24 protein-coding genes are annotated in these 24,473 nt (G+C 26.2%); 4 read left to right on the forward strand and 20 right to left on the reverse strand.

The window, feature by feature from the left end; genetic code table 11:
• Positions 1-75 precede the first annotated feature (75 nt).
• From BN346_RS14650 to BN346_RS14680, 7 genes are all read right to left on the reverse strand, one after another.
• Entirely contained in the window at positions 76-1,503 is a 1,428-nt protein-coding gene (locus tag BN346_RS14650; RefSeq protein ID WP_242838441.1) for a histidine kinase N-terminal domain-containing protein, read from the reverse strand.
• Positions 1,504-1,509: 6 nt separating this feature from the next.
• Positions 1,510-2,088, reverse strand: coding sequence for an ANTAR domain-containing response regulator (locus BN346_RS14655; protein WP_040329606.1), 579 nt, complete (start codon positions 2,086-2,088; stop codon positions 1,510-1,512).
• Positions 2,089-2,153: 65 nt separating this feature from the next.
• On the reverse strand, positions 2,154-2,588 hold the full coding sequence (locus BN346_RS14660; protein ID WP_148361112.1) for a EutP/PduV family microcompartment system protein: 435 nt from the start codon (positions 2,586-2,588) through the stop codon (positions 2,154-2,156).
• Positions 2,589-2,600: 12 nt separating this feature from the next.
• The gene (eutS, locus tag BN346_RS14665) at positions 2,601-2,945 is read right to left on the reverse strand and encodes an ethanolamine utilization microcompartment protein EutS (protein ID WP_040329607.1); all 345 of its coding nucleotides are present in this window, start codon (positions 2,943-2,945) and stop codon (positions 2,601-2,603) included.
• Positions 2,946-3,156: 211 nt separating this feature from the next.
• Entirely contained in the window at positions 3,157-4,326 is a 1,170-nt protein-coding gene (locus BN346_RS14670; protein ID WP_040329608.1) for a 1-propanol dehydrogenase PduQ, read from the reverse strand.
• A 166-nt stretch (positions 4,327-4,492) separates the two neighbouring features.
• Entirely contained in the window at positions 4,493-5,233 is a 741-nt protein-coding gene (locus tag BN346_RS14675) for a glycerophosphodiester phosphodiesterase (RefSeq protein ID WP_040329610.1), read from the reverse strand.
• 16 nt (positions 5,234-5,249) lie between these two features.
• A complete protein-coding gene (locus BN346_RS14680) occupies positions 5,250-6,140 on the reverse strand; it encodes a class I SAM-dependent methyltransferase (RefSeq protein WP_040329611.1) in 891 nt (296 codons plus the stop codon).
• A gap of 330 nt (positions 6,141-6,470) precedes the next feature.
• On the opposite strand from BN346_RS14680, the gene BN346_RS14685 reads away from it, so the two are divergent.
• Positions 6,471-8,075 (forward strand): PAS domain-containing sensor histidine kinase, encoded by a 1,605-nt coding sequence (locus BN346_RS14685; protein ID WP_051540436.1) that lies wholly within the window; start codon positions 6,471-6,473, stop codon positions 8,073-8,075.
• Positions 8,076-8,569: 494 nt separating this feature from the next.
• Here BN346_RS14685 and cobT read toward each other — a convergent pair whose 3' ends face one another.
• Together cobT and BN346_RS14695 are read right to left on the reverse strand one after the other, a co-directional pair.
• Positions 8,570-9,640: a nicotinate-nucleotide--dimethylbenzimidazole phosphoribosyltransferase gene (gene cobT, locus BN346_RS14690; RefSeq protein ID WP_040329612.1), complete on the reverse strand. Its 1,071-nt coding sequence runs from the start codon at positions 9,638-9,640 to the stop codon at positions 8,570-8,572.
• A gap of 18 nt (positions 9,641-9,658) precedes the next feature.
• A complete protein-coding gene (locus BN346_RS14695) occupies positions 9,659-10,333 on the reverse strand; it encodes a uracil-DNA glycosylase (RefSeq protein WP_040329613.1) in 675 nt (224 codons plus the stop codon).
• Positions 10,334-11,081: 748 nt separating this feature from the next.
• Here BN346_RS14695 and BN346_RS14700 point away from each other — a divergent pair.
• Positions 11,082-11,735, forward strand: coding sequence for a DUF4397 domain-containing protein (locus BN346_RS14700; RefSeq protein ID WP_051540437.1), 654 nt, complete (start codon positions 11,082-11,084; stop codon positions 11,733-11,735).
• Between the two features lie 265 nt (positions 11,736-12,000).
• Here BN346_RS14700 and BN346_RS14705 read toward each other — a convergent pair whose 3' ends face one another.
• The 8 genes from BN346_RS14705 to cobC all read right to left on the reverse strand — a co-directional run bounded on the left by BN346_RS14705 (position 12,001) and on the right by cobC (position 19,893).
• Entirely contained in the window at positions 12,001-14,031 is a 2,031-nt protein-coding gene (locus BN346_RS14705; protein ID WP_040329614.1) for an ABC transporter ATP-binding protein, read from the reverse strand.
• Complete coding sequence (locus BN346_RS14710) at positions 14,031-15,782, reverse strand: ABC transporter ATP-binding protein (RefSeq protein ID WP_040329615.1); 1,752 nt, start codon at positions 15,780-15,782, stop codon at positions 14,031-14,033. The genes BN346_RS14705 and BN346_RS14710 overlap by 1 nt, the downstream gene beginning before the upstream one ends.
• A gap of 221 nt (positions 15,783-16,003) precedes the next feature.
• A complete protein-coding gene (locus BN346_RS14715) occupies positions 16,004-16,447 on the reverse strand; it encodes a PadR family transcriptional regulator (protein ID WP_040329616.1) in 444 nt (147 codons plus the stop codon).
• Between the two features lie 2 nt (positions 16,448-16,449).
• Positions 16,450-17,298, reverse strand: a complete 849-nt coding sequence (locus BN346_RS14720) for a DegV family protein (RefSeq protein WP_040329617.1) — start codon at positions 17,296-17,298, stop codon at positions 16,450-16,452.
• A 301-nt stretch (positions 17,299-17,599) separates the two neighbouring features.
• Positions 17,600-17,827 carry a DUF1450 domain-containing protein gene (locus BN346_RS14725; RefSeq protein WP_040329619.1) on the reverse strand — a complete coding sequence of 76 codons (228 nt, stop codon included), beginning with the start codon at positions 17,825-17,827 and terminating at the stop codon, positions 17,600-17,602.
• 87 nt (positions 17,828-17,914) lie between these two features.
• Positions 17,915-18,664 (reverse strand): adenosylcobinamide-GDP ribazoletransferase, encoded by a 750-nt coding sequence (gene cobS, locus BN346_RS14730; protein ID WP_040329645.1) that lies wholly within the window; start codon positions 18,662-18,664, stop codon positions 17,915-17,917.
• A 19-nt stretch (positions 18,665-18,683) separates the two neighbouring features.
• Positions 18,684-19,232: a bifunctional adenosylcobinamide kinase/adenosylcobinamide-phosphate guanylyltransferase gene (gene cobU / locus BN346_RS14735; RefSeq protein ID WP_040329646.1), complete on the reverse strand. Its 549-nt coding sequence runs from the start codon at positions 19,230-19,232 to the stop codon at positions 18,684-18,686.
• A 52-nt stretch (positions 19,233-19,284) separates the two neighbouring features.
• Positions 19,285-19,893, reverse strand: coding sequence for an alpha-ribazole phosphatase (gene cobC / locus BN346_RS14740; RefSeq protein ID WP_040329620.1), 609 nt, complete (start codon positions 19,891-19,893; stop codon positions 19,285-19,287).
• 285 nt (positions 19,894-20,178) lie between these two features.
• On the opposite strand from cobC, the gene BN346_RS14745 reads away from it, so the two are divergent.
• Both BN346_RS14745 and BN346_RS14750 read left to right on the forward strand, forming a co-directional pair.
• Entirely contained in the window at positions 20,179-20,829 is a 651-nt protein-coding gene (locus BN346_RS14745) for a metal ABC transporter ATP-binding protein (RefSeq protein ID WP_040329621.1), read from the forward strand.
• Positions 20,830-20,853: 24 nt separating this feature from the next.
• Positions 20,854-21,651 (forward strand): metal ABC transporter permease, encoded by a 798-nt coding sequence (locus tag BN346_RS14750; RefSeq protein WP_040329622.1) that lies wholly within the window; start codon positions 20,854-20,856, stop codon positions 21,649-21,651.
• 57 nt (positions 21,652-21,708) lie between these two features.
• Here BN346_RS14750 and BN346_RS14755 read toward each other — a convergent pair whose 3' ends face one another.
• The 3 genes from BN346_RS14755 to BN346_RS14765 all read right to left on the reverse strand — a co-directional run bounded on the left by BN346_RS14755 (position 21,709) and on the right by BN346_RS14765 (position 24,468).
• Complete coding sequence (locus BN346_RS14755) at positions 21,709-22,404, reverse strand: nitrite/sulfite reductase domain-containing protein (RefSeq protein ID WP_040329623.1); 696 nt, start codon at positions 22,402-22,404, stop codon at positions 21,709-21,711.
• A 91-nt stretch (positions 22,405-22,495) separates the two neighbouring features.
• A complete protein-coding gene (gene rbsK, locus BN346_RS14760) occupies positions 22,496-23,362 on the reverse strand; it encodes a ribokinase (RefSeq protein ID WP_040329625.1) in 867 nt (288 codons plus the stop codon).
• 86 nt (positions 23,363-23,448) lie between these two features.
• Positions 23,449-24,468: a DUF4179 domain-containing protein gene (locus BN346_RS14765; RefSeq protein WP_040329627.1), complete on the reverse strand. Its 1,020-nt coding sequence runs from the start codon at positions 24,466-24,468 to the stop codon at positions 23,449-23,451.
• Between the last annotated feature and the right edge of the window lie 5 nt (positions 24,469-24,473).

Raw genomic sequence — 24,473 nt, forward strand, 5'->3', positions numbered from 1 at the left:
AAATAATATCTAATAAATATTCTGGGCTTCATTGCCTTCTTATCAAAAACAGCATTGTATTTGATTTAAACCTATTTAATTTTCAAAATCAAATGTAACAATTGTTCCATTAGAATTTGATTGTATATCAAGTTTTCCCTTAAGTTTATCTGAAACTAAACTTTTAATAATCATAAGTCCTAAGCTACTTTCCTTCACTTTTGATATATCAAATCCTATACCATCATCAATAATTGATACTTTTGAATATGTATTTCCTTTTTCTACTTTTACTATTATTTTTCCAACATGCCTATTCTTAAATGCATGCTTTAAACAATTTTGTATTGCTTCATTTACTACTAATGCAACTGCTGTGGATTTATCTGAGCTAACAGTTAAATCATCACCTACTATTTCAATAGTTAAATCTAAATTCTCTCTTTTTTCTAAACTTACCATGCATGCTTTTATTTTGTTTATAACATCTTTTATATTTACTTCATCAATGCACTCTTTAGCAAGAATTTCATGAGTTATTGCTATACTAAGTATTCTGTTTATACTTTCATTTATAGCATCTCTAAATTCTTTTCCTTCTATCCTTCTAGATTGAAGTCTTAAAAGACTTGCTATTGTTTGAAGGTTGTTTTTCACTCTATGATGTATTTCTTTTATAACTACTGATTTTAAAATTAATTCTCTTTCCTTTTCTTTCATATCAGTAATATCTCTTACAAGCATTGCAAGTTTTAATACTTTGCTGCTTTGAACTATATACTTTATTTGAAATGACATTTCGCCTATTTCTATTTCTTCGACTTCTATAGATTCATTTTTCATAATATTATCTATAGACTTATTAGATAATGCTAAATTTGAAAATTCCATTCCAACTAATTCTTGATTGTATCCAAGTTTTTTATATAACTCTTCTGCTACAGGATTCCTAAATCTTAAAATTCCTTCCTCATCAAAAATAAGTATTGCATCATCTATATGATATGTTATGCTTCCATTTTCATCTCTAAGTTTTTTTCCTTCTATTTGAGAAATTAACTCTTCATTCGTTTCTGCTAATATTTCCATTTTCTTTGTTTTTATAAAATCTTGTGTTATATCTTTTTCTGATATAATTACAGCAATTACTTCACCATTCTCATTAGTTATAGGCTCAACATTTTGTTTTACTATTATATTTTCTTGTGTTGTTGCCTTTATATCTCTAGATGGTATTCCTGTTTCAAAAGTTCTCATAACTGCTGGCTCATTTTTTCTTATAGCCAACTTTCCTACAACTTCTTCTTTGTAAAGTGACTCTTTATCTCTAGGTTTTGCACTTACAACTACTATCGCTGCATTTTTTTCATCTTTTGCTAAACAATCTATGAAAATATCTGCTTTTGAAGAATCTGCTATAAATTGAAGTGTTCTAGATATACTTTGTATTATCTTTATATCACTTTCCTTTAAAAAAGTATGTTTTAAGCATATATCTTTTATATTTTCCCTATTTATCTTCACTTTTATCTATACTTCCTCTTCACTGATAATTATTATTCGAGCTATTTCTTCCATATTAACTCTCTTTTTCATGCTAAGGTTTCTTATATAAGTATAAGCCTCATCTTCTGAAATGCTTCTTTGTTTCATAAGTATTCCTTTAGCTTTTTCTACAACTTTTCTAGCTTCTAATTTTTTTTCTAGAACTTTTACATTCTTTTTTATTTCTTTTAATTCTTTACATTTTGATAATGAAACTTCTATAGTGGCTATCAAAGAATTATTGTCTAAGGGTTTTACTAGATATCCTACAACCCCTACCTCTTTAGCCTTTTCTATAAAACTTTTGTCACTATAAGCACTTAAAAGCACTACGCCACCAGCTAGTTCTTCTTTTGCTATTATTTTAGCCGCATTCAAGCCATCTAACAATGGCATCTTAATATCCATAATTATAAGGTCTGGCAAATGTTTTCTAGCAAGTTCTATAACATCAAAACCATCTGAAGCTTCAGCTACAACATTGTACCCTTCTTCTTCTAACATTTCCCTGATATCCATCCTTGTAATAGGTTCATCGTCGGCTATTACAATTCTTTTACTCATGCGATACACCTCTTTTTGGTAAAACAATATATAGGTTGTTACTAAATTATTTTATCATAAAATGTCTAATTAAAGTTTAAATATTTTTTTAATTCTTCAATTCCTTTATTATTTACAGAACTTAAATAAAATATTTCTCCAGCACCTGCTAATGATAAGAACTCTTTAGCTCTTTTTAAATCTTCATCATTTTTGCACAAATCAGTTTTTGTACAAATACCTATAACTTGCTTATTAAACATACTTCCAAATCCAGGTGGGAAACTACTGCTTTCATTAGTACAATCTTGCACCAACGCTATCACATCCACTTCTGCTGATGTTATAATTAGTGCATTATAGTATATTCTATTATCAATGTATTCTCCTGGAGTATCTATTATATAGTCATTAAATTCTATAGCTTGTGTTTTTTTATACTCTATAATCTCGTCTTTCAACCTTTGTGTTAAAGTTGTCTTTCCTGCTCCTATAGATCCTATAAGCATTATCTTTTTCAAGGCTTGTACCTCCTAAGATTTTGTTATATCTGTCGTTGTAAAAAGCAATACATTTTTAAGCATATTACAAACCTCTCTCAAGGAAGCTTCTACACTTGAAACATCACCTGTTATAACTAACGACCCACTGAATCTATCTATAAATCCAATTTCAACACCTGCTGCTTTAGTTGCAACATCTGAAGCTATAATCGCTGCCTCACTTGGAGTTATTGTAAGAATCCCAATTGCTTCTGAATTCTCTTCGTTAAGTCCTAACTTTTTATAAATTGCTCTATTAGGGTGTGCAATTAAGTGAGCTAATGTAACTTGCTTACCAGGAACATATTCCTGTATAACTCTTTGTTTTTCTTCCATTTTTCTCACTCCAATTCTTTTTTTTAAGACGCAAAAGCTCCTTAAATCACTCTCGTTGTGTTTTAAGGAGCTCCATTGCTCTTATATTTATATTGTACGCCGTTGCACAATTTAGTTCTCATTAATTTATACTAAGATTATATAATTAATATTTTCAATTGTCAATCATTTTCTGAAAATATTTTTAAATTTTCTTACTTAGATAACTTAATTATTTTCCTTGGTATACAACTTTAAACAATTCTCTCAATTCATCTACTGTAGGTTCTTTTGGATTAGTTTTTGTACATCCATCTTTTAATGCAATTTCTGAAAGCTCCATTAAATTAGCTTCAAAATCCTCTTTGGTAACTTTTGCATCTTTTAACGTATTTGGAATTTCCATTGTTTTCTTTAATGAGTTTATTGCTCTTATTAATGATCTTACGCCTTCTCTTACATTATTACTACTTGTAAGATTTAAGAACTTAGCAATTTGCGCATATCTTTTAGCTGCTTCACTATATTCATTTCTATTGTTAAAGCTTATATCTGCATTATACTCTATAACATATGGTAATAGTATAGCATTAGATTTTCCATGAGGAATATGGAATCTTCCACCTATTATATGTGCCATACTATGATTAATTCCTAAAGATGCATTTGTAAATGCCATTCCAGCTATGCAAGATGCGTTGTGCATTTTTTCTCTTGCTTCTAAATCTTGTCCATTTTTATATGCCTTTTCCAAGTATTCAAACACAAGTTTTATAGCCTTTTCTGCTAAAGCATCACTAAAATCAGAACTTTCTGTTGAAACATATGCTTCTATTGCATGTGTTAAAACATCCATTCCTGTATCTGCTGTTATAAAGTTTGGTACTGTTTTTACAAGATTAGCATCTAAAATAGCCATATCTGGTATCATTTCTTCTTCTACTAATGGATATTTCACATTATACTTTTTATCAGTTATAACTGAAAAAGAAGTAACTTCTGAACCAGTACCACTAGTTGTTGGTATTGCTATAAATAGAACTTTTTTATCTTCTTCTGATTTATGTAGACCCTTGTTTATAAGTCCTCTAAAATAACTTATAGCTTTGGCTGCATCTATAGCAGAACCTCCACCTAATGCAATTACAGCTTCAGGATTACATTCATCCATTGCTTTAATTCCCTTTGACACTATCTCTAGTGGTGGATCTGGCACTATTTCTGAGAATATGCTAAACTCAATATTAGCTGCCTTTAAATGATCTGTAACTTGATTTATTGTACCAGACTTAACCATAAATGGATCAGTAACAACAAATACTTTTTTGCATTTAATTTCTCTAAGCTTTTCTAATTTTCCAACTCCAAAGTAAACATTAGGTCCTACTTTAAAATTACTCATACTTTCACATCCTATTATAAATTTTTATAAAATAAAAAACTCCCTAAGAAAAACTTAAGGAGCTTCATTACTCTTTTAAAATTACACATCATTGTGCAAAATTTCACATATTCATTTTTATATTTTTGATTTTATAACTTTCTGTTATTTCTGTCAATAGTGTATTTTATATATTATCACCTTGCTTATCTTTTAAAATCTTACAAAGTAGCTCTGGCTTATTTGTTATTATACCATCTACATCTAATTCTACAATTTTTTTTAAATCCTCTTCATCATTAACTGTATAAACATTTATTCCAATATTTTTGCTTTTACATTCTTCTATATTTTCCTTAGTTAAAAAATTATAACTAGGATGAATATAATTTACTCTATATGGACTTATATATGAATTTAAATTGTTGCTCATTACTGGGCATAATGCCCCTACTTTTATTCTTGGACATACAGCCTTTATTTTAAATATAGAGCTGTGATTAAAACTTGATATTATTACATTGTCCTCTAATCCTGCTCTAAAAACTTCATATAGTATTTCTATCTCTATATCTTTATATTTAACTATAGAATTTTTTATTTCTAAATTTACTGTTATATTTTTATTTTTTACAAATTGTAAAAAACTCCTTAGTGTCGGAATTCTACATGTAGAAAATCTTCTATCTTTAAAACTTCCTGCATCCAGTGATGTTAATTCTTCATATTTCTTCTCGCATACTAGACCTACCCCATCTGTAGTCCTATCCAAATACTCATCATGAATTAGAACTAATACTCCATCTTTAGTCCTTTGCACATCTGTTTCTATACCTGTGCAGCCCATCTCAATAGCTTTACTAAATGCCAACATTGTATTTTCAGGATATGATTCACTAGCTCCCCTATGTGCATAATTAACAATCATCTTCCCACCTCATTTTTTATTTCTTGCTTATTATTACACAAGCCTTAAACTTTTCACCTTTAGCTGGAATTATATCCAATTCATTTTTTTCACCAATAGACTCACCAATAGTTTCACATTTATATTCACTAAATCCAATACTACTATATATTTCTTTTATTTTTTCCTCTACAGCCACTATTTCTGGATTAGGAAATCCTAAATTTTGTTTTGTAGCTGCTTTTATCTTATTAAAATAATCATCTTTTTCATTAACTACAATTCTAGAATCTAAAATTAATCCTTTATTTTTTAGTATTCTTCCACACTCCTTCATTATATAAGGCGAATTTACTGTAAGATTAGGAAATCCATAAAAAGATGTTACACATTCAACAGTATTATCTTTAATAGGTAACTTTAGGTAATCACATGCTATATAAGTTATTTTAATATTAGGATTTATTTTTTTTATTCTTTCTCTATTATATTTTAATGTGGCAAAATTTAAATCTGTTGAAATAACATTTAAATTGCAATTTACTTTTTCAGCTAATGTTTCTAACAAAATACTTCTTCCTGATGCTATATCTAAAACTATTTTAGGTTTAACTTTATTTATAATAGCTGATATATAGTTTTTAGATAATATATGAACTTTTTTTAAGTTATCTGGAGTTTTTTGTTCTATAATCTTATCTAATTCTTTAAAATTTCTCTCAAAATAAAACTCACTTAAATTTGGAGTATTAGTATTTTCTTTGTAATGAAAATCTATAACACCATGTTTAATATAGAACTTATGATTATTTTCACAACACAAAGTTCCCTCTATGACTTCGTCGTTATCTTTTAAATAAATCTTTCTCACTCTTATCTTACTTTTACAAATCGGGCAAATTAAATCTTCAACTACATCAGTATACAATATTTACCTCCTACTTCTTTAACTCTTACTTTGAATAATTATATAGTTTTAAAATTAAAATAATATAAGAAAATTTCTAAATTTTGTAAATAGATAATAATTACTTAAATAAGTACTCCTTTCAAATTCAAAACCGTATATTATTCACCATAAAATTAAAGACAAATAAAATTATTATTATTACTTATATATTATTAATAATTATGTTTTATAACTTTTTAATGTTTTTTTTATAAAAAATATATAAAAATTATTTTTTCTACATATTTTTACATGTTTTTTGTTTTTTTGTTGTTATAATTTTATTATTAAATAAAAAGGTGATGAATTATGGTAGATATGGACTTTAATAAAAATTATTTACTTGATGATATGGATATATTTAACGATATTGGATTTTTTGTATATGATATCGCTACTAAAAAATTAACTTTTTCTAAAGGCTTTTGCAATATACTTTCTATCGAATGTTCAGAATTTACAATAAGTTTAAATGAATATATTGATAAATTTGTTTACTATGCTGATACAAATTTATTTTACAAAATTGATAAAATTGAATCACCAATAAAATTTAGATGTAGATTGATTGATAGTCTAGGTTATTTAAAATTACTATACTTTTCTATTTCACCTCAATATGATGATAAAAATAAAATTATAAAAATGGATGGTTGCATAAGGGATTTATCTGAAAAAATGCATTTAAAAATAGAATCTTCTTTTACTGAGAAAATTTTTACGGAGATTTTAGATAAGTCTTATCAAATTGTATATTCAATGAATGAAGATGGATATTTTACATATTGTTCTTCAAATGTAACTAAGTATTTAGGATATGAATTAAGTGACGTAATAGGAAAGCATCAAAAAATTTTTACAGATGAATTAACTAACGACAATTTATACAAAGTTCGTGAAAAGGTAAAAAATACTGGAATACCACAAGAACTAGTTAACTATAAACTAAAGCATAAAGATGGTAGTTTAAGCTGGAATACTACTACTTTCTTTTATTATAAAGACCCTTATTTAGATGAAGGAACTTTTTGGGCTGTAATGAAAGATATAACTACAACAAAAATGATTGAAGAAAAATTAGATGAAAATGATAAAAAACTTAAAGAAAGTAGAGAATATGAGAGAATTAAAAATGAATTTATAGCTAATATTTCTCATGAATTAAGGACCCCAGTTAATATTATATATTCTTCCTTACAACTTTTTGATTTATATATTGATAAAAATGATTTTTACAACACTAAAGATAAATTTATATATTATTCTAAGGTTATGAAACAAAATTGTTATAGATTATTAAGACTTATAAATAATCTTATTGAATGTTCTTCTTTAAATGCTGGAATATCAACTTTAGAAACAACCAACTTTGATATTGTAAGTCTTACTTTAAGTATTTGTAATTCAGTTAAACCACATTTTAAAAATCATAACTTGAATTTTTCTATTATGCCATTTGTATCTAGCGCAATAATAAATGGAAATGTTGATAAAATAGAACTAATACTCTTAAATTTACTATCTAATTCAATAAAATTTTCAAAGCCAAATGGTCATATAATAGTTAGTATTTATGAAGAAGATACCTATATATTAATCTCCGTTAAAGATGATGGTATAGGAATCTCTGAAGATAAGCTTCCAATAATTTTTGATAGATTTACTCAAGGACAAGCTCTCCTTACAAGATCAAATGAAGGTAGTGGTGTAGGTCTTTCTATAGTTAAATCTTTAGTTGAAATGCACAATGGGTCAATATCAGTCACCAGCAAAAAAGATATTGGTACTGAATTTACAATTAAATTACCCATTATAGCTTTTAACTCTCATAATTTATCTAAACTTGACAATGTTATACATTTGAATCATGAAAAAAAAGTTAACATAGAGTTTTCTGATATATATGATGGGTAACTAAGTACTAAGGGTTTCAAGCTGAAATTCAAAATAATTTCTTTCTAAAATGATACTATTAATTTTACGGTTTATTCCATTATCGTATTTAGAACCAATTAACAGTTAGCAATTAACAATGATGGTTAATATTTTTCACTTTATTCTTAATATTTATGAATAGAAATACCTAAAAACTAAGTTTTTATATTGTGTTTAAATAATTTGCTTTGCAAATCATTATAAAAATTGATTTAAAAAACTGATACTTCAGTTTTATCCTTCATTGTTAATTGTTCATCGTTAATTGTTAATTTTTCTAAACTCGTTTAAATATCTTTTTCTCAATTGAATTAGGAGTAATTTTATTTTCAACTTTTTTCACCATATTTAGTTACTATTAGCACTTTTAATATTGCAGCTAAAAAAGGAGAATAAAAAATTACTTTTTTACTCTCCTTTTCTTAATAAACTTAATGTTTTTCTTTAACACATTTAATGACCTTAAATTAAATTTATTTTCTTATGTCTATATAATCATCTCTACATATTCGAGCTTCTTCAAATGTAACCATGTTTTTCATTGAATATAATGCTGCTTCCATTATATTAAATGCTAATGGACATCCTGACCCTTCACCTAGCCTCATTTTCAAATTTAAAATTGGCTCTAGATTTAATTCATTCATCATATAAACTGCACCTGGTTCTGCCGATAAATGAGATGGAAACATAAATTCCCTACAATACTTATTTAATCGTTGCGCACAAAGAGCAGCCGCTGATGCAATAAATCCATCTATAACTATAGGTAATCTATTTTTAGCTGCTCCTAAAAATGCACCACATAATCCTGCAATATCATACCCACCAACTTTACTTAAAACATCTATGATATCTTCTTTGTTAGGCTTATTTACTTCTATTGCTTTTCTTATAACTTCCTTTTTATGTTCTAATTGTTCTTCAGTAAGTCCTGATCCTTTTCCTGTAACCTTATCCACATCAATTCCAGATAAAACACTTAATACCGCTGCACTAGTTGTTGTATTACCTATTCCCATTTCGCCTGTTCCAAGTATCTTGTATCCTTTGCTTACTAAATCATCTACTATTTCTATTCCATTTTCTATAGCTTTTATAGCTTGCTCTCTTGTCATTGCAGGTTCTTTTGTCATATTTTTAGTGCTATATGATATTTTTTTATTAATTACTTTATCACTATGTATATCATTTTTTACTCCCATATCTACTATTGTAAGATCTGTTCCTGTAAACTTTGAAAGTACACAAACCCCTGTTATACCTTTAGTAAAATTATATGTAACTGTTTCTGTAACCTCTTGTGGGCAAGTACTTACCCCTTCCTCTACAACACCATTATCTGCACACACAATTATTATGTTTTTTTTATCTAAACTATTATTAATTTCTCCTGTGATTCCAGATACTTTTATTGCTATATCCTCTAATATACCCAAACTTCCTATTGGTTTTGATAATGAATCTAATCTTGCCTTCGTTCTATCTTTAACACATTCATAACTTGGTTTAATTTCTTTTAGTGTTTGTTCTAAAATCTTCATATTTCCCCCATATAATTTTTATATATTTGGTATTTGCCAATCAATTGGCTCTTTATTTAATTTTTTTAATATATCATTTGCTTTTTCAAAATGATTACATCCAAAAAAACCTCTACTAGCAGATAATGGACTTGGATGTGCTGCTGTTAAAATATAATGTCTATTTGTATCTATAAGTTTAACTTTATCTTTTGCATTTTTCCCCCATAATATAAATATTACAGGTTCTTCTCTTTCATTTAATAATGAAATTATCTTATCAGTAAATATCTCCCAACCTATATTTCTATGTGAATTCGCTTCTCCAGCTCTTACAGTAAGTGATGTATTTAAAAGCAAAACTCCTTGCTTTGCCCAACTTGTTAAATTTCCATTGTTAGGTATGTAACAATTTAATGTACTTTTTAATTCCTTATATATGTTAAGTAATGATGGTGGCGTTTGAACCCCTTTCTCTACTGAAAAAGATAATCCATGTGCTTGATTCGGTCCATGATATGGATCTTGACCTAATATAACTATTTTTGTATCTTTATATGATGTTAACTTTAAAGCTTCAAAAATCTTATACATATTGGGATATATAGTTTTAGTTTTATATTCCTGAGCTAAAAAACCTCTAAGTTTTTTATAATAATCTTTTTCAAACTCATCTTTTAAAAGTTCATCCCAATCATTGTTTAATTTAATCACTAATCTCATCCTCTCTAAATTCTAAATGAAGTATATATAAGTAACTCACTTTATCTATAGGGAAACAAGCTCGAATTCAAAACTATTCTTTTAGCTGTAAATATATTGCTTTCAAAAGAAATGCTTATTATAAAATAATTCCGAGCTAGCCTCACTCTTAAGGGTATCCAAGTTTTGGAACTAATAATTATGAAGATGAACTTGGAATCCTATATATGGTTCCAAGCTTAAATTCAAAATAATCTCTTTTTCAAATGATACTATTAATCTTATAGGTTATTGCTATTTTTATATTTGGAACCAAGTAAGAGTTAAGAGTGAAAAGTGAAAAGTTATGGTAGATATTCTCACTTCGTTCCTAATATCTAAAAATAGAAGTACTTAAAAACTACGTTTTTATATTGTTTTCCACTAATTTGCTGTGCAAATTTAATAAAAAATCATTTTTTAAAATTGGATCTCCAATTTTTACATTCACTTTCAACTTTTAATTTTCCATTTTCAATTAAATTAATTAGAATTCTCAACTGAAACATGAATAACTTAAAGTTTTAACTTGGATTCCTATATATACATATATTATAAACTATTTAGTATAAAATAGTTTGTATTTTTTATTTTATATTTAAATATTTTAAACTTATCTTGTTTTAATTTAATCTTCAAAAATTTTATTTTCGAAATTTATCACCATTTTATTCCAGTTGCATATATTGATTGTAGAAACACTAATAAAGAGGTTTTAATTATGTACTTTAGAGATGATTCAATTGAAAACAATAATAAAAATCAGATTGTTAGCTATATTAGATTACTTCATGCATCACCAAATGCTCCAAAAGTAACTGTTCTTGTTAATAATCTACCTTTTGTTAAAGATTTTGAGTATACAGAATTTACTGATTATGTAAAAGTGTTACCTGGAAAATATAATGTAAAAATAGTCAGAAATAATAATCCAACTGATGTCTTATATGATACAGTTTTAGATATTCCTAAGAATAAAATTTTTACTGTTGCTGCTATAGGTAAATTCCCTGATGATTTTGAATTATTCCCTATAGAAGAAACTTATTCTGGCCCTGTAAATGATAATAAAGTTTATTTTAAAGTTGTAAACTTAATTCCTGATGGACCATCAATAGATTTAACCACAGAAAATAATATTCTTTTATTTTCTGATGTAATGGAAATGGAAGTAGAAAACTATAAAGAATTATCTCCACGTAAATATAATATGACTGTAAAATTGCAAAACACAGATATAGATATACTTTATGTACCTAATATATATCTTAGAGGTGATAAATTTTACACTATGTATTTAGTAGGTATTTTAAATGGTACACCTGGGCTTGAAGCATTAATACCTTTAGATGGAATTACATATTTGAAACATTAGTTTCAACTATGTAGCATGTTAATATATTAAATTTAAAAATTGTAATTATCTTCAAACTGCTTTGACAGTTTGAATTTCCCCCATAAAAATTCATTTATTTAAAACTTATTTGATTTTAGTCCAACAATCTTTTGTTGGTCTTTTTTTTATATATAATCATAAATACACTAATACTTAACCATCATTTTTTTCTTTTTAAATTAAAATTTCTACGCACTAAAAAAGCAACTGAATTTTATTCAATTGCTTTTCTATTATAAAATATTTAATGTGTTTCATATTGTAATTTATATAAATTACTATATAAACCATCCTTCTTTATAAGTTCTTCATGTTTACCCATTTCTCTTATTTTTCCCTTATGCATAACAATTATATTGTCTGCATTTTTAATTGTTGAAAGTCTATGTGCAACTACTATAGTTGTTCTTCCTTTTGTAAGTTTATTTAAAGCATCTTGTATTAATGACTCAGTCTCAGTATCTATATTAGCTGTAGCTTCATCTAATACTAAAATTGGTGGATTAAATGCTAATGCCCTTGCAAACGCTATAAGTTGCCTTTCACCTTGTGAGAATGTAGTTCCTCTCTCATTTACTGATGAATCATATTTTTGTGGTAACTTTTCTATAAACTTACTTGCATTTACATATTCACAGGCTTTAATTATATCTTTATCTGTTATATCTTCATTATTAAGCCTAACATTACTTTTTATATTTCCAGTAAATAAGAACACATCTTGAAGTACTGTGGCTAAATTCTTTCTTAAATCCTCTTTTTTCATGTGCTTTATATTTTTTCCATCTATTAATATTTCACCCTTTTGTATATCATAAAGTCTACTTATTAAACTAATTACAGATGTTTTTCCTGCACCAGTTGCACCAACAAAAGCCACCGTTTCACCTTTATTTATTTTAAAACTAACATCTCTTAAAACCCAATCTTCTTCATTATAAGCAAACCAAACATTTTTAAATTCTATATCTCCATCAAATCTTGTAACATTAATTGGATTTTCTGGATTTTCAATATTAGATTTAGTATCTAATATCATAAATATTCTTTCGGCTGATGCCATGGCTGATTGCATTATATCAAATTTTTCTGAGAGATCAAAAATTGGTTGAAAAAATTGTTGTATATAGTTTATGAATATATAAAGTACTCCTATATTTATTTCAGCACCTAAAACTGCTTTTCCACCAGCACCAATTAAAATAGCAAGTCCCAATTGATATATTAAATCCATAACAGGTCTAATTATAGCAAAAAGCTTTATTTGTTCCATAGATGCATCTAAATATGATGTATTTATTTTATCAAATTCTTTATACTTCTTATCTTCTTTTCCATACGCTTGAACAGTTTTCATTCCTGTAATGTTTTCACTTAAAGATGAATTTATTTTTGAAAGTCTCCCTCTAACTTTTCTATATATTTTTCTATCATATTTATTAAATATGAATATTAAAAGCAATATTATTGGAACTGTTATAATGGATATAAAAGCAAGTTTTACATCCATTATAAACATAGCTACTAATATTCCTACAATTAAAAAGAAATCCTTAAATAAATAAACTAAAACTGCAGTGTACATTTCATTTAACGTCTCTACATCATTAGTAACTCTAGTAACTAATTTACCTACTGGATTTTTATCAAAGAATGATAATGGTAATAATTCTATATGTCTAAATACAGTATCTCTTATTTTATATACTATTTTTTGACCAGTATATTCTAATATATATATTTGAATGTAATTTAAGAAAAATACTATTGCTGCTATAATACAAATTGCTATCCCTTTATTAACTACAGCTGAAAGATCATTTTTTCTTATAATTTTCAAATCATCTTTAGATATTTTATATATTTCATAATTTTCGTTTCCTTGAATCAAACTATTCCCATCTATTTTATATTGTAAATTTTCTTCTACTTTTCCATTTACCACATAAAAATTTTTTCCTTCATAAATTAATGATGCATTGCTTTCCTTTTTATTCTTACTTTCTGATATATACATTTGATCTTTTATTTTTATAGAATTTTCTGTGTTTTCTTTTGTTATTATATAATTTGCCTTTGGAGGATTTATATTGTCATCTATTGCAGTTTTGATAATATATGGTCTTAAAAGATCCAAACATATAACTATAAACATAATTACTACAACACCTAATATCTGAATTTTAAAAGGTTTTGCAAATTTTAAAAGCCTTTTCATAAGTTTTGAGTCATATTGTTTAGTTAATGTTTCTTCTTGTAAATTAAAATCTTCCATTATTCCACCTCCTCAGCCATAATAGCATCTTCTAATTGTTGTTTTTCATAAATATCCTTGTAAATACCTTCTTCTAATAAAAGTTCACCATGTGTTCCACTTTGAACAATTTCTCCATTTTCTAAAACTATTATTTTATCTGCATTTTTTATTGCTGAAATTCTATGTGAAATTATAATAGACGTTTGATTTTTCATTATTCTATTTAAATTCCCCAATATTTTAACTTCTGTTTTAGCATCTACTGCAGATAAACAATCATCTAATATTAAAAGTTCTGGTTTTTTTATAAGTGCTCTTGCTATTGAAACTCTTTGTTTTTGGCCACCAGACAATGTAGTTCCTCGTTCCCCTACTACCGTATCAAATTTATTAGGAAAATCCATTACATTATCATATATATCTGAGTTTTTAGCCGCTTCATAAACTTCTTCTATATTCATATTTTCAAATGCTAAATTTATATTTTCTGAAATAGTATTGGAAAATAAAAAAGGATCTTGTGATACAAAACCTACATTTTCTCTTAAAACCTTAATTGGTATTCTGTTTATGTCTTCTCCTCCAATAATGATTTTATCATTTTCAATATTGTATAATCTCAAAAGTAAGTTAATCAAAGTTGATTTACCACTTCCAGTTCTTCCAACTATACCTAATATTTCTCCTTCTTTTATAGTTAAGTTTATATTCTTTAATACATCTGTATCTGTTCCTGGATATGAAAAAGTTAAGCTTTTCAACTCTATATCACCTTTTATCGATTTGATATTTTTCACATTATTATCTACTATTTCTGGTTTTTGAACTAGGACTGCCTCTATTCTTTCCAGTGATGCAAGTCCTCTTTGAAGATTATTTATAACCCATCCAATAGCCATCATTGGCCAAACTAAATTTCCTAAGTACATATTAAAAGTTATAAAATCACCTACAGAAATATTACCTAAAATAACAAATGTACCACCAACAGCTACTAATATTACGAAACTTAATAAGGAAATAAATTCTACTAGTGGAGAAAATACACCCCATATTTTAATAAAATCCATATTTGCTTTAAAATTATTTTCATTTTCTTTTGCAAATCTTTCAAATTCCTTTTCTTCTTGAACGAAAGATTGAATTATTCTTATACCTGAAAAATTTTCTTGCACTAAATCTGTTATTTTTGAAAAACACCTTTGAACTTTAGTAAATCTTTTGTGGATTTTTTTGCCGAATATTCTAGATGATATTGCTATAAATGGTAGTGGTATTATTGCTAAAAGTGTTAACTTGAAATTTATAGTAAGCATTATTATTACTGTTGCTATAGTTAATACAACAGCATCAAAAAACATAATTACTCCTGGTCCTAATGCCATTCTCACTGCATTTAAATCATTTGTTGCTAATGCCATTAAATCTCCAGTTTTATTTTCATTATAGAAGTTTATAGATAATTCTTGTAAATGTCTGAAAAACTTATTTCTTATATCATATTCAATTTTTCTTGAAGTTCCATTTACATAAATACGCCACATAAATCTTCCTATAGCCATGAGTAACGCTAATAGTAACATTTGTATTATTGCAATAGCTATCATTTTTGATGTAGCCTCACCTAAAGTTAATGAGTCTGTCAAATGCCCTAAAATTTTAGGTGGTATAAGTTGAAGAATATCTACCATCAGCAAAAATACTATTCCTACAAAATATCTCATTTTATACTTAGATGCGTATTTTAATAGCGATTTTACCTTCCCCATGTAATCCCCGCCCCCTTACAAATATTGATAAATTTTCCTTATGTTATAATGTTATAACAATTGTGTAAATTCTTCAATAAACTTAATAAATTATTAATTTATTAAAATTTATATATGTTTATTTTGAATTTATTAAAATAAAAAAGACAAAAATTATTATATAAAAATTTTTTAATATAATAATTCTGTCTTTTTACTTAACTAATATTAACCGTTAAATGTTATTCATATAAATCCTGATATATCATTTTAAAAACTTCTAATGATTGTTCTATTCTATCTCTTAAAAGTTCTTTTTTATTTTCTAATTCCTTTTCTCCATCTTCAGTAAGTTTATATACTTTTTGTGTTTTTTTCTTAGTATCATCCCACTGACCTTCAACCAATTTTTGCTTTTCAAGCTTTTTTAATAATGGATATATTCCACCAGTGCTCGGCACCCATGCCCCATTAGTCCTTAAACCTATTTTATTAGAAATGTCATTGCCATTTGTTGGTCCCAAACTTAATATATACAATGCATATATAGGTAATAATCCTTTAGTAAAAACCTGACCAACAGCTTCTTTTTCTTGTTGAACTTTTTTTAGTTCATTAAGTTTCGCTTTATATTCTTCATATAATAGACGTTCCTCTTCTTTTACATCTCTTAAACTTCCACTCATATTTAATTAACCCCGTAAAAAACTATTCCTATAAGCCCAGGGCCTGAGTGTACACCAGCTACTCCACTTATAAGTCCTTTAAAGTATGTTCTATTTATATTTTTATTTTTTGAAATTTCTTCTAACATTTTTTTGGATTCTTCTTCAGCACATCCATGCCCTACATAAACATCATATCTTCCTCTGTCTAAAATCTTGTTTGCAATTTCTATCATTTTATTTATAGATTGCTTTCTTCCTCTTACTTTATCATAAGTTGTATACTCGCCCTCTTCACTAACTCTTATTATAGGTTTTATATTTAAAATTTCTGCAATCGTTCCAGCAACTTTACCTATTCTTCCACCTTTTTTTAAATACTCTAATGTTCCAATTATAAAAAATGTTTCACTTTTTTCTCTTGTTTCTTTTACTATTTTAACAACATCTTCAAAACATTTTCCTTCTTCTATCAATTTACCTGCATGTTGTATCATTGCAGATTCCATACAAGATATACTTTTTGAATCTATCACTTCTGTTATTATTTCTGGATAATCATTACTTACAAGTCTTAATGCATTATTCATACCTGATAATTTACTTGATATAGTAACTGCTATCACATGAGTGTAACCTTCTTCTTTTAGCTTTTCAAACATTTTTGTCATATCATCCATAGATGTTAATGATGATGTTATGGAGTATTTATCCAATGAATCATATACCTCTTGAGAATTTATATCTACCCCATCTCTATAATCATGTCCATCCATTATTATTCTAAACGGCAATACTGTAATATTATATTTCTCTACCATATCTCTTGTTATATCAGAAGCACTATCTGTTACTAATGCTATTTTTTCCATTCTCTTACCTCCTAAATACACTTAACAACTATGAATAAGTTTTACAATCTTTTCTTGTTTTATATTTATATTATATATCACTACTGATACATATATCAATAGTGATATATGTATCAGTAGTGATATATAATATATTTCCCATATTTATAATATAATATAAATAAAAAAATGAAGATTCTAGTGACTTTCATAACTAAAATCTTCATTCTAACACTTAAATTAAATATAATAAATTATCTATTTAAAGGAAATTTTAACCTATTCTACTCAAAAAGTCCACACCTTAAATTAAAGTTTATTTTTATTTCATAATTTCTTTCTTTATTTTATAATATAATTCTTCTGTGTTTTTTCCATCTACTAACACTCCATCAACTCTAGAAATCAAATCCCATCCACACTTGTCACATGCCCCAATACATTTATTAACCTTTATATTAACTTCTTCCTTAAACTCTTTTTCTACTTTTCCCTTAACTTCTTCATATCCTTCATTGCATCCACAAAAACTTATAGTTTTCTTACTCATGATAAATCACCTCTATCTTACATTTTGTAGACCGACTTATAATCTAAATAGGTTGAAACAACTTTTTATAAATTTTAACTTTAATAATTATATTGCAAAAAATATAGTAAGTATTAATATTTCTACAATTTCATTTATAGCACCTAATGTATCTCCTGTAAGTCCATTAATTTTAGAATTGCAAAACATATTAAATAAGTATGTAACTACTAATACTGTAATCATATTTATAATTATCGCTTTAGGTGTTATAAATATTGCTTGTATTAATATAGCTATTACACTAGTTACAATTAATTTTTGCCATGAAATTCTTCCTATAAATAAATTTCCACTGCCAGTTTCCTTTGCTGGTTTTCCTATAGTTGAAATAAGAACTACTGCTAATCGTCCCATTACTGGTGCTATAATTATCATTTCTGGAGTAAATGATTCTATAGCTAATTTTATAAGTTGATATTTAAATAATATATCTATAACTATAGCTATACAGCAATAAGCTCCTATTCTACTATCTTTCATTATTTCTATTATTTTTTCTTTTCCACCTTTAAATGCAAAGAAACCATCACATACATCTCCAAGCCCATCCATATGTAATGCACCAGTTAAAAGTACTGCCGTAAGTACAACAAACATAGATGTTATGCTAGGTGGTAAAAATTTATTAAAAAATAAATATACTAAATACTGTATTCCACCTATTATTAATGCTATAATTGGAAAAAAGCTTGAACCTCTTATGAAGTTTTCATCACTACATTCTAATTCCTTATTTACTGGAATTCTTGTGAAAAATTGAACATATAATAAAAAGTCATTTATGTAATTTTTAATTTTCATTTTTCTCTCCTAATTATTTTAATTTTAATGGTAATCCACAAGTAACAAAGTAAACTTCATCACTTAGTGATGCTATAAATTGATTAACTGAGCCAGCTATATCTCTATATATTCTGCTTAGTCTATATTCTGGCACTAATCCACTTCCAACTTCATTGGTTACCATTATCAAATTTTTATTATTTTCTTTAGAACTAAGAATTAATTTTTGAAATTCATTTTTTATATTTTTTTCCATATCATCTACTTCTTCTAATGAAAGACTATCAAAATCTATATTTTTTTCAAACATTAAATTAGTAATCATTATTGTAACACAATCTAATAAAATATTTTTCTTATCACTATTCTTTATACATTCATCCAAATTTTTATATCCTTCATAAGTATTCCAATTTGAATTTCTTCTTGTAATATGCTTATCAATTCTATTTTTCATTTCTTCGTCTGTAACTATAGCAGTAGCAATATATAAAACATCATCATTTCCATCTAATATTTTTTCTGCATATTCACTTTTGCCACTTCTACTGCCACCAGTAACTAATGTTATCTTATTCATATTTTCCTCCTCTTTTTCTTTATTAAAACTTTTTAAGAAATTTAACATTTATTTATTTCAAAATACTATTAGAATTTATTCCTTCTATAAATAGATTTTCATATTCATATTTAATAACAGCTACATCACCATTATGACATGCAAACTTCCAAAATAAATCCATATTATTATTCATAATATAGCAATATATTGATCTTATAACTCCACTATGAGTAACAACTATAACATTTTCATCATTACTTTTTATTATTTCTTTAAAAATTTTAACAACTCTATTATACATTTGATTATAACTTTCACCTTTAGGTGGAATGAAATTAATCCAGTCATTTTGCCATACTTTAGATTCTAATGGATATTTTCTACATATACTATTATAATCCAATCCTTCAAATTCTCCAAAATTTCTTTCATTTAGTCTACTATCTTCTACTACATTTATCTTCTCATACTTCTCATTTTCTAAAATTAATTCTAACGTATCATGAGTTCTCTTTTTCTCACTGACATACGCCTTACTTATATTTATATCTTGAAAAAAAATTTTTAGTCTTTTACATTGTAAAACGCCTTTTTCCGTTAATACACTATCCATATCACCATAAAAACTTTTTTTAATATTTTCATCCGTTTCTCCATGCCTTACTAAATATATATTCATGTTCTACCCTCACTTATAAAATAATATTATTTAACAACCAATATTCATTATATACTACTTTCCATTATATTTTAAATAAATGAAAATAGTAACTGACTAACTTTTTAAACCAATGAATTTTATTTTTTTATATTTTATGATATACTTTTATTTGTTATTGATAATGATTATTAGTTATATTTATTATTGAACATATATTCATAGATGTTCTTATAAATTTTACTATTTTTGTCTATAATATATAGTGTAATATTTTTACATATCAGAGTGCGAAAGGATGATTTCATGATTGATATAAAAAATTTATCTTTTTCTTATAATAATTCTAAAGATTATATTTTAAAAGATATTAATTTAAAAATTGACAAAGGTGAGTATGTTTCCATAATTGGAGAAAATGGTACAGGAAAAACTACATTAGTAAAATTAATTCTAAAACTTTTAAAGCCAACTACTGGTTCTATAAATATAAATACTAATAATGTATCTTATGTTTGTCAAAAAATAGATAGTTTTAATTCAGGATTTCCAATAACCGTTTATGAAGTATTAGATATTCAAAGGAAAGTTTTAAAAATAAAAGACAAGTCTACTATATTGAATGCTCTTAGTTCTGTAAATATGTTAAATTATAAGGATTCTCTTATTGGCAGTCTTTCTGGTGGTCAACAACAAAAAATTCTCATTGCCAGGGCAATAATGAGTAAAAGTGATTTAATCATATTAGATGAACCATCTACTGCTCTAGATGAAAAAAGTATTGAAGATTTATACACTATAATAAAACATCTAAATAAACATCACAATATAACAATCTTATCTATCGAACATAACATTGATAATGCACTTAAAGTTTCATCTCAAATTTTACATGTTAAAGATGGTTTAGTTAAACTACATTCAGTTATTAATAACACTGTAGATTTAGTTCGATAATGATTAACAAAATGGAGGTTTCAAATGTTTCAATATGAATTTATGCAAAATGCTTTTATAGCAGCTGCTTTTGTTTCTATATTATGTCCTTTAGTAGGTGTGTTTTTAGTGTTAAAACGATATTCTATGATGGGTGATACTCTTGCACATAGTTCATTTGCTGGTGTTGCAATAGGTCTAGTTACTGGATACAATCCAATTTTATGTGCATTTATATTTACAAGTTTATGTGCAATATTTATAGAAGTTTTAAGAAATTATTATAAGAAATATGCAGATTTAATATTAGTAATAATTCTAACATTAAGTGTTGGTATAGGTATTACATTATCTAGTATGGGTAAAGTTAATGCAAATATAAATTCATTTTTATTTGGTAGCTTATTAACCGTTACTAAACAAGATTTATTAACTATGCTTATACTAACTATAATTTCTATACTTGTACTTTACAAACTTTATGATAAATTAGTTTATATAACTTTTGATGAGGATAATGCTAAAGTAAGTAATATAAATGTCACAGCAATAAATTACATCTTTGCTCTTTTAGTTGGTGCTACAATCTCTGTATCAATTAGAGTTATGGGTATTCTTGTAATGTCATCTATGATTGCATTACCTGTTGCAACTGCATTACAACTAAAAAAAGGATTTAAATCTACATTACTGTTTTCTATACTATTTGGATTTATTGATATTATTTTAGGACTATTTGCTTCTTACTATTTAAATTGTGCTCCAGGTGGAACAATTGCTTTAGTTTCTGTAGGAGTTCTTATGCTAGTTATTATTTTAAATTCTCTATTTAAAAAACAATAATATATACTTATAAAAAAAAACTTAGGTTTATAACATAATAACCCTAAGTTTTCTATTTTAAATTATAACATTATTTTCTGTATATTCTAAGTTAGCCTTTTGTATAACATCCTTTCTAAACACTTCAGCACCTATTCTATCAATAAAAACACCTAGTTTTTCCCCAAATTCAGCATTTTCCTTATAATATTCTAATATAACTTTAACTAAATTATATGCCTCATTTTCATTTAGCTCAGACTTTATTATATTTGCCATTCTCTGATGATATCCAGCAGATCCACCAGCTACAACTATTAATTTACCATTGTAATCTGCTATGACACCTAAATCTTTAGCATAAACACTCCCACAAGCATTTCTGCATCCAGCAACTCCTATTTTCGTTCTATTAGGTACTTCCATCCCATGAAAATCTTTGCTTATCCTCATGGCTAATGGCATAGTATTATATCTCACTCTTTTACAAAATCCCGCTGGGCATATTTCAACATTCTTCACAGAGTATTGATTTTTTACTGCCGGTTCCATTTCCAATTCATCCCATATACTTTTCAAATCTTCTTCTTTTAAATTTGTAATCATAATTCTTTGCCCAGAATTTATTTTTAAAACACCATTATATTTTTCTGCTACTTCTGCTATCTTTTTTAAATTTTTAGGTGTTATAAATCCGCCTGGTATATGTGGAGTTATTGCATATGTTCTCTTTCCATCTCTTATTTTTTGTAAATTTCCATAATGATTTCCCATAAATTCAACTCCTATATATATTTTTTTATTAAGTATATCATAAAAGTAAAAATCTATAATGTAACTTAAGTTACATTATAGATTTTTAGTACTATATATCTTTTAAATAAGGCATACCACCTTGTGCACCTAATTTTGTTACTGATATACTTGAGCATTTTACACCAAATTCTATAGCCTCGTTCAATGAAACACTTTTTGCTATTGCACTAGCAAATGTTCCTATAAATGTATCTCCAGCACCTGTAGTATCTACTACCTCTACTTTAGGCGCTTTAATATTAATCACTTCGTTATTCTCACAATACCATACACCTTTGTCACCATTTGTTATTATTAATTTCTTAGGATATTTCTTTAAAATTTCATCAATTGGTTCATTTGTATCAAAAAGTATTTTATATTCATGCTCATTAGGGATTATATAATTTACTTTTTGTAATAATGCTTTATCCATTTTTAGTGCTGGTGCAGGATTTAATATAATTATTTTATTATTTTCATATGCAAAATTAATAACTTCCTTTACTGTATCCATAGGTATTTCTAATTGCATTATTATTACATCACATTCTAATATATGTTTTTTTACAGAATTCACATAATGTGGTGTACATTCTTTGTTTGCTCCTTGAACTACTATTATAGAATTTTCACCATTACATAAAACTATATTTGCCACACCTGTTTTGGTGTTTTCACATATATTTATATAATCCGATTTAACTTTATTTTTCTTCATAGAATTTAACAAAAATTCTCCATTTGAATCTTTCCCTATTGCTCCAAATAGCGTTACATCACTTTCTACTCTTGATGCTGCAACAGCTTGATTTAACCCTTTTCCACCTTCACCAATAAAAAACTCTAATCCTGTTATTGTCTCACCTGGCTTTGGCACTTTACTTGTTTTTGTGATTAAATCTGCATTAATACTTCCTACAACTGCTATTTTCATATTTTCTTCTTCTCCTATTATTTATTTTATATACTATTTTAATATTTAGTTTTCTCATTATAATTTTTGATGATAATTACATAGTTTTATTTATCTAGATCTATATCAATAGCTTTTTCTCTAAAAGTTTTTTCTCCTACATATGGAATTAGTTTTACTTTTTTTACATCTTTATTTATATTATATATTGCCCTCGTCCTTTTAAATTTACCATTAGAACCTTCCATAAATAATTCTTTTCCATTCTCATCTTCTATTTTAAATTCAACAATATCATATCCATCTTTAAATAAATTTACATTGTAATATAATTTAAGTGAAACAGGCGAAATTCTTATTTTAGATAAATTTATTGTTGTATCCATTATCTCTATGCTTTTATTAATTTTTATTTCATTAATTTCTTTTATTATCTCTTTTCCACTTGCTTCAAATTTAAAATTCCACACATTTTCTATATTTTTGTGATACTCTAAGTTCTCTCCTGCCTCTATATATAGATTATCATATATTATTTCTATATCATAGTTTTTCCCTATTCTCGAACTTTTAGTATTCCCTGTGAAAAAAAGATTTATTGTTCCATCAGTATTCATTTCTGATGTACCTCCTCCAGATTTTATATATTTTCCATCTATATAAATTCTAGGTACTGAATTAACTAAAATTAAATTTTCTCTTTTTAATCTTTCATCTTGCTCTTTTAACTTTGAAATATCAACTAAACTATTTATTATTATTTGACCATCATCTATAATAACTTCCTTTAATGTTATTTTCACTCCATCATTTTCTATAGTTGTTCCTATTATAGTTTTATATTTATCTAATTCTCCGTCATTTTTATATAAAAAGTCCTCAATTTTTGTTCCTAATACATTCATTTTTGCTAGTACATCTTCATTAGAAAAAACTCCAACTAATGCAATTATACATATAATGGCTACACTTGCAGCCACTTTTCTATATCTTTTCTTAGTATTAGTTTTTGTTGTATTTATAAACTTTCTTTTCATTTTTTCCTTTTCTAATTCACTAATTTCAGTAACTTCATATTCATCTAAGTCTATATTTATTTCATTAAATATCTCAAAATTATTTTTCAAATAAA

Origin of the sequence: Clostridium ihumii AP5, assembly GCF_000612845.1 — a bacterium.
Taxonomy (GTDB): domain Bacteria; phylum Bacillota; class Clostridia; order Clostridiales; family Clostridiaceae; genus Clostridium_J; species Clostridium_J ihumii.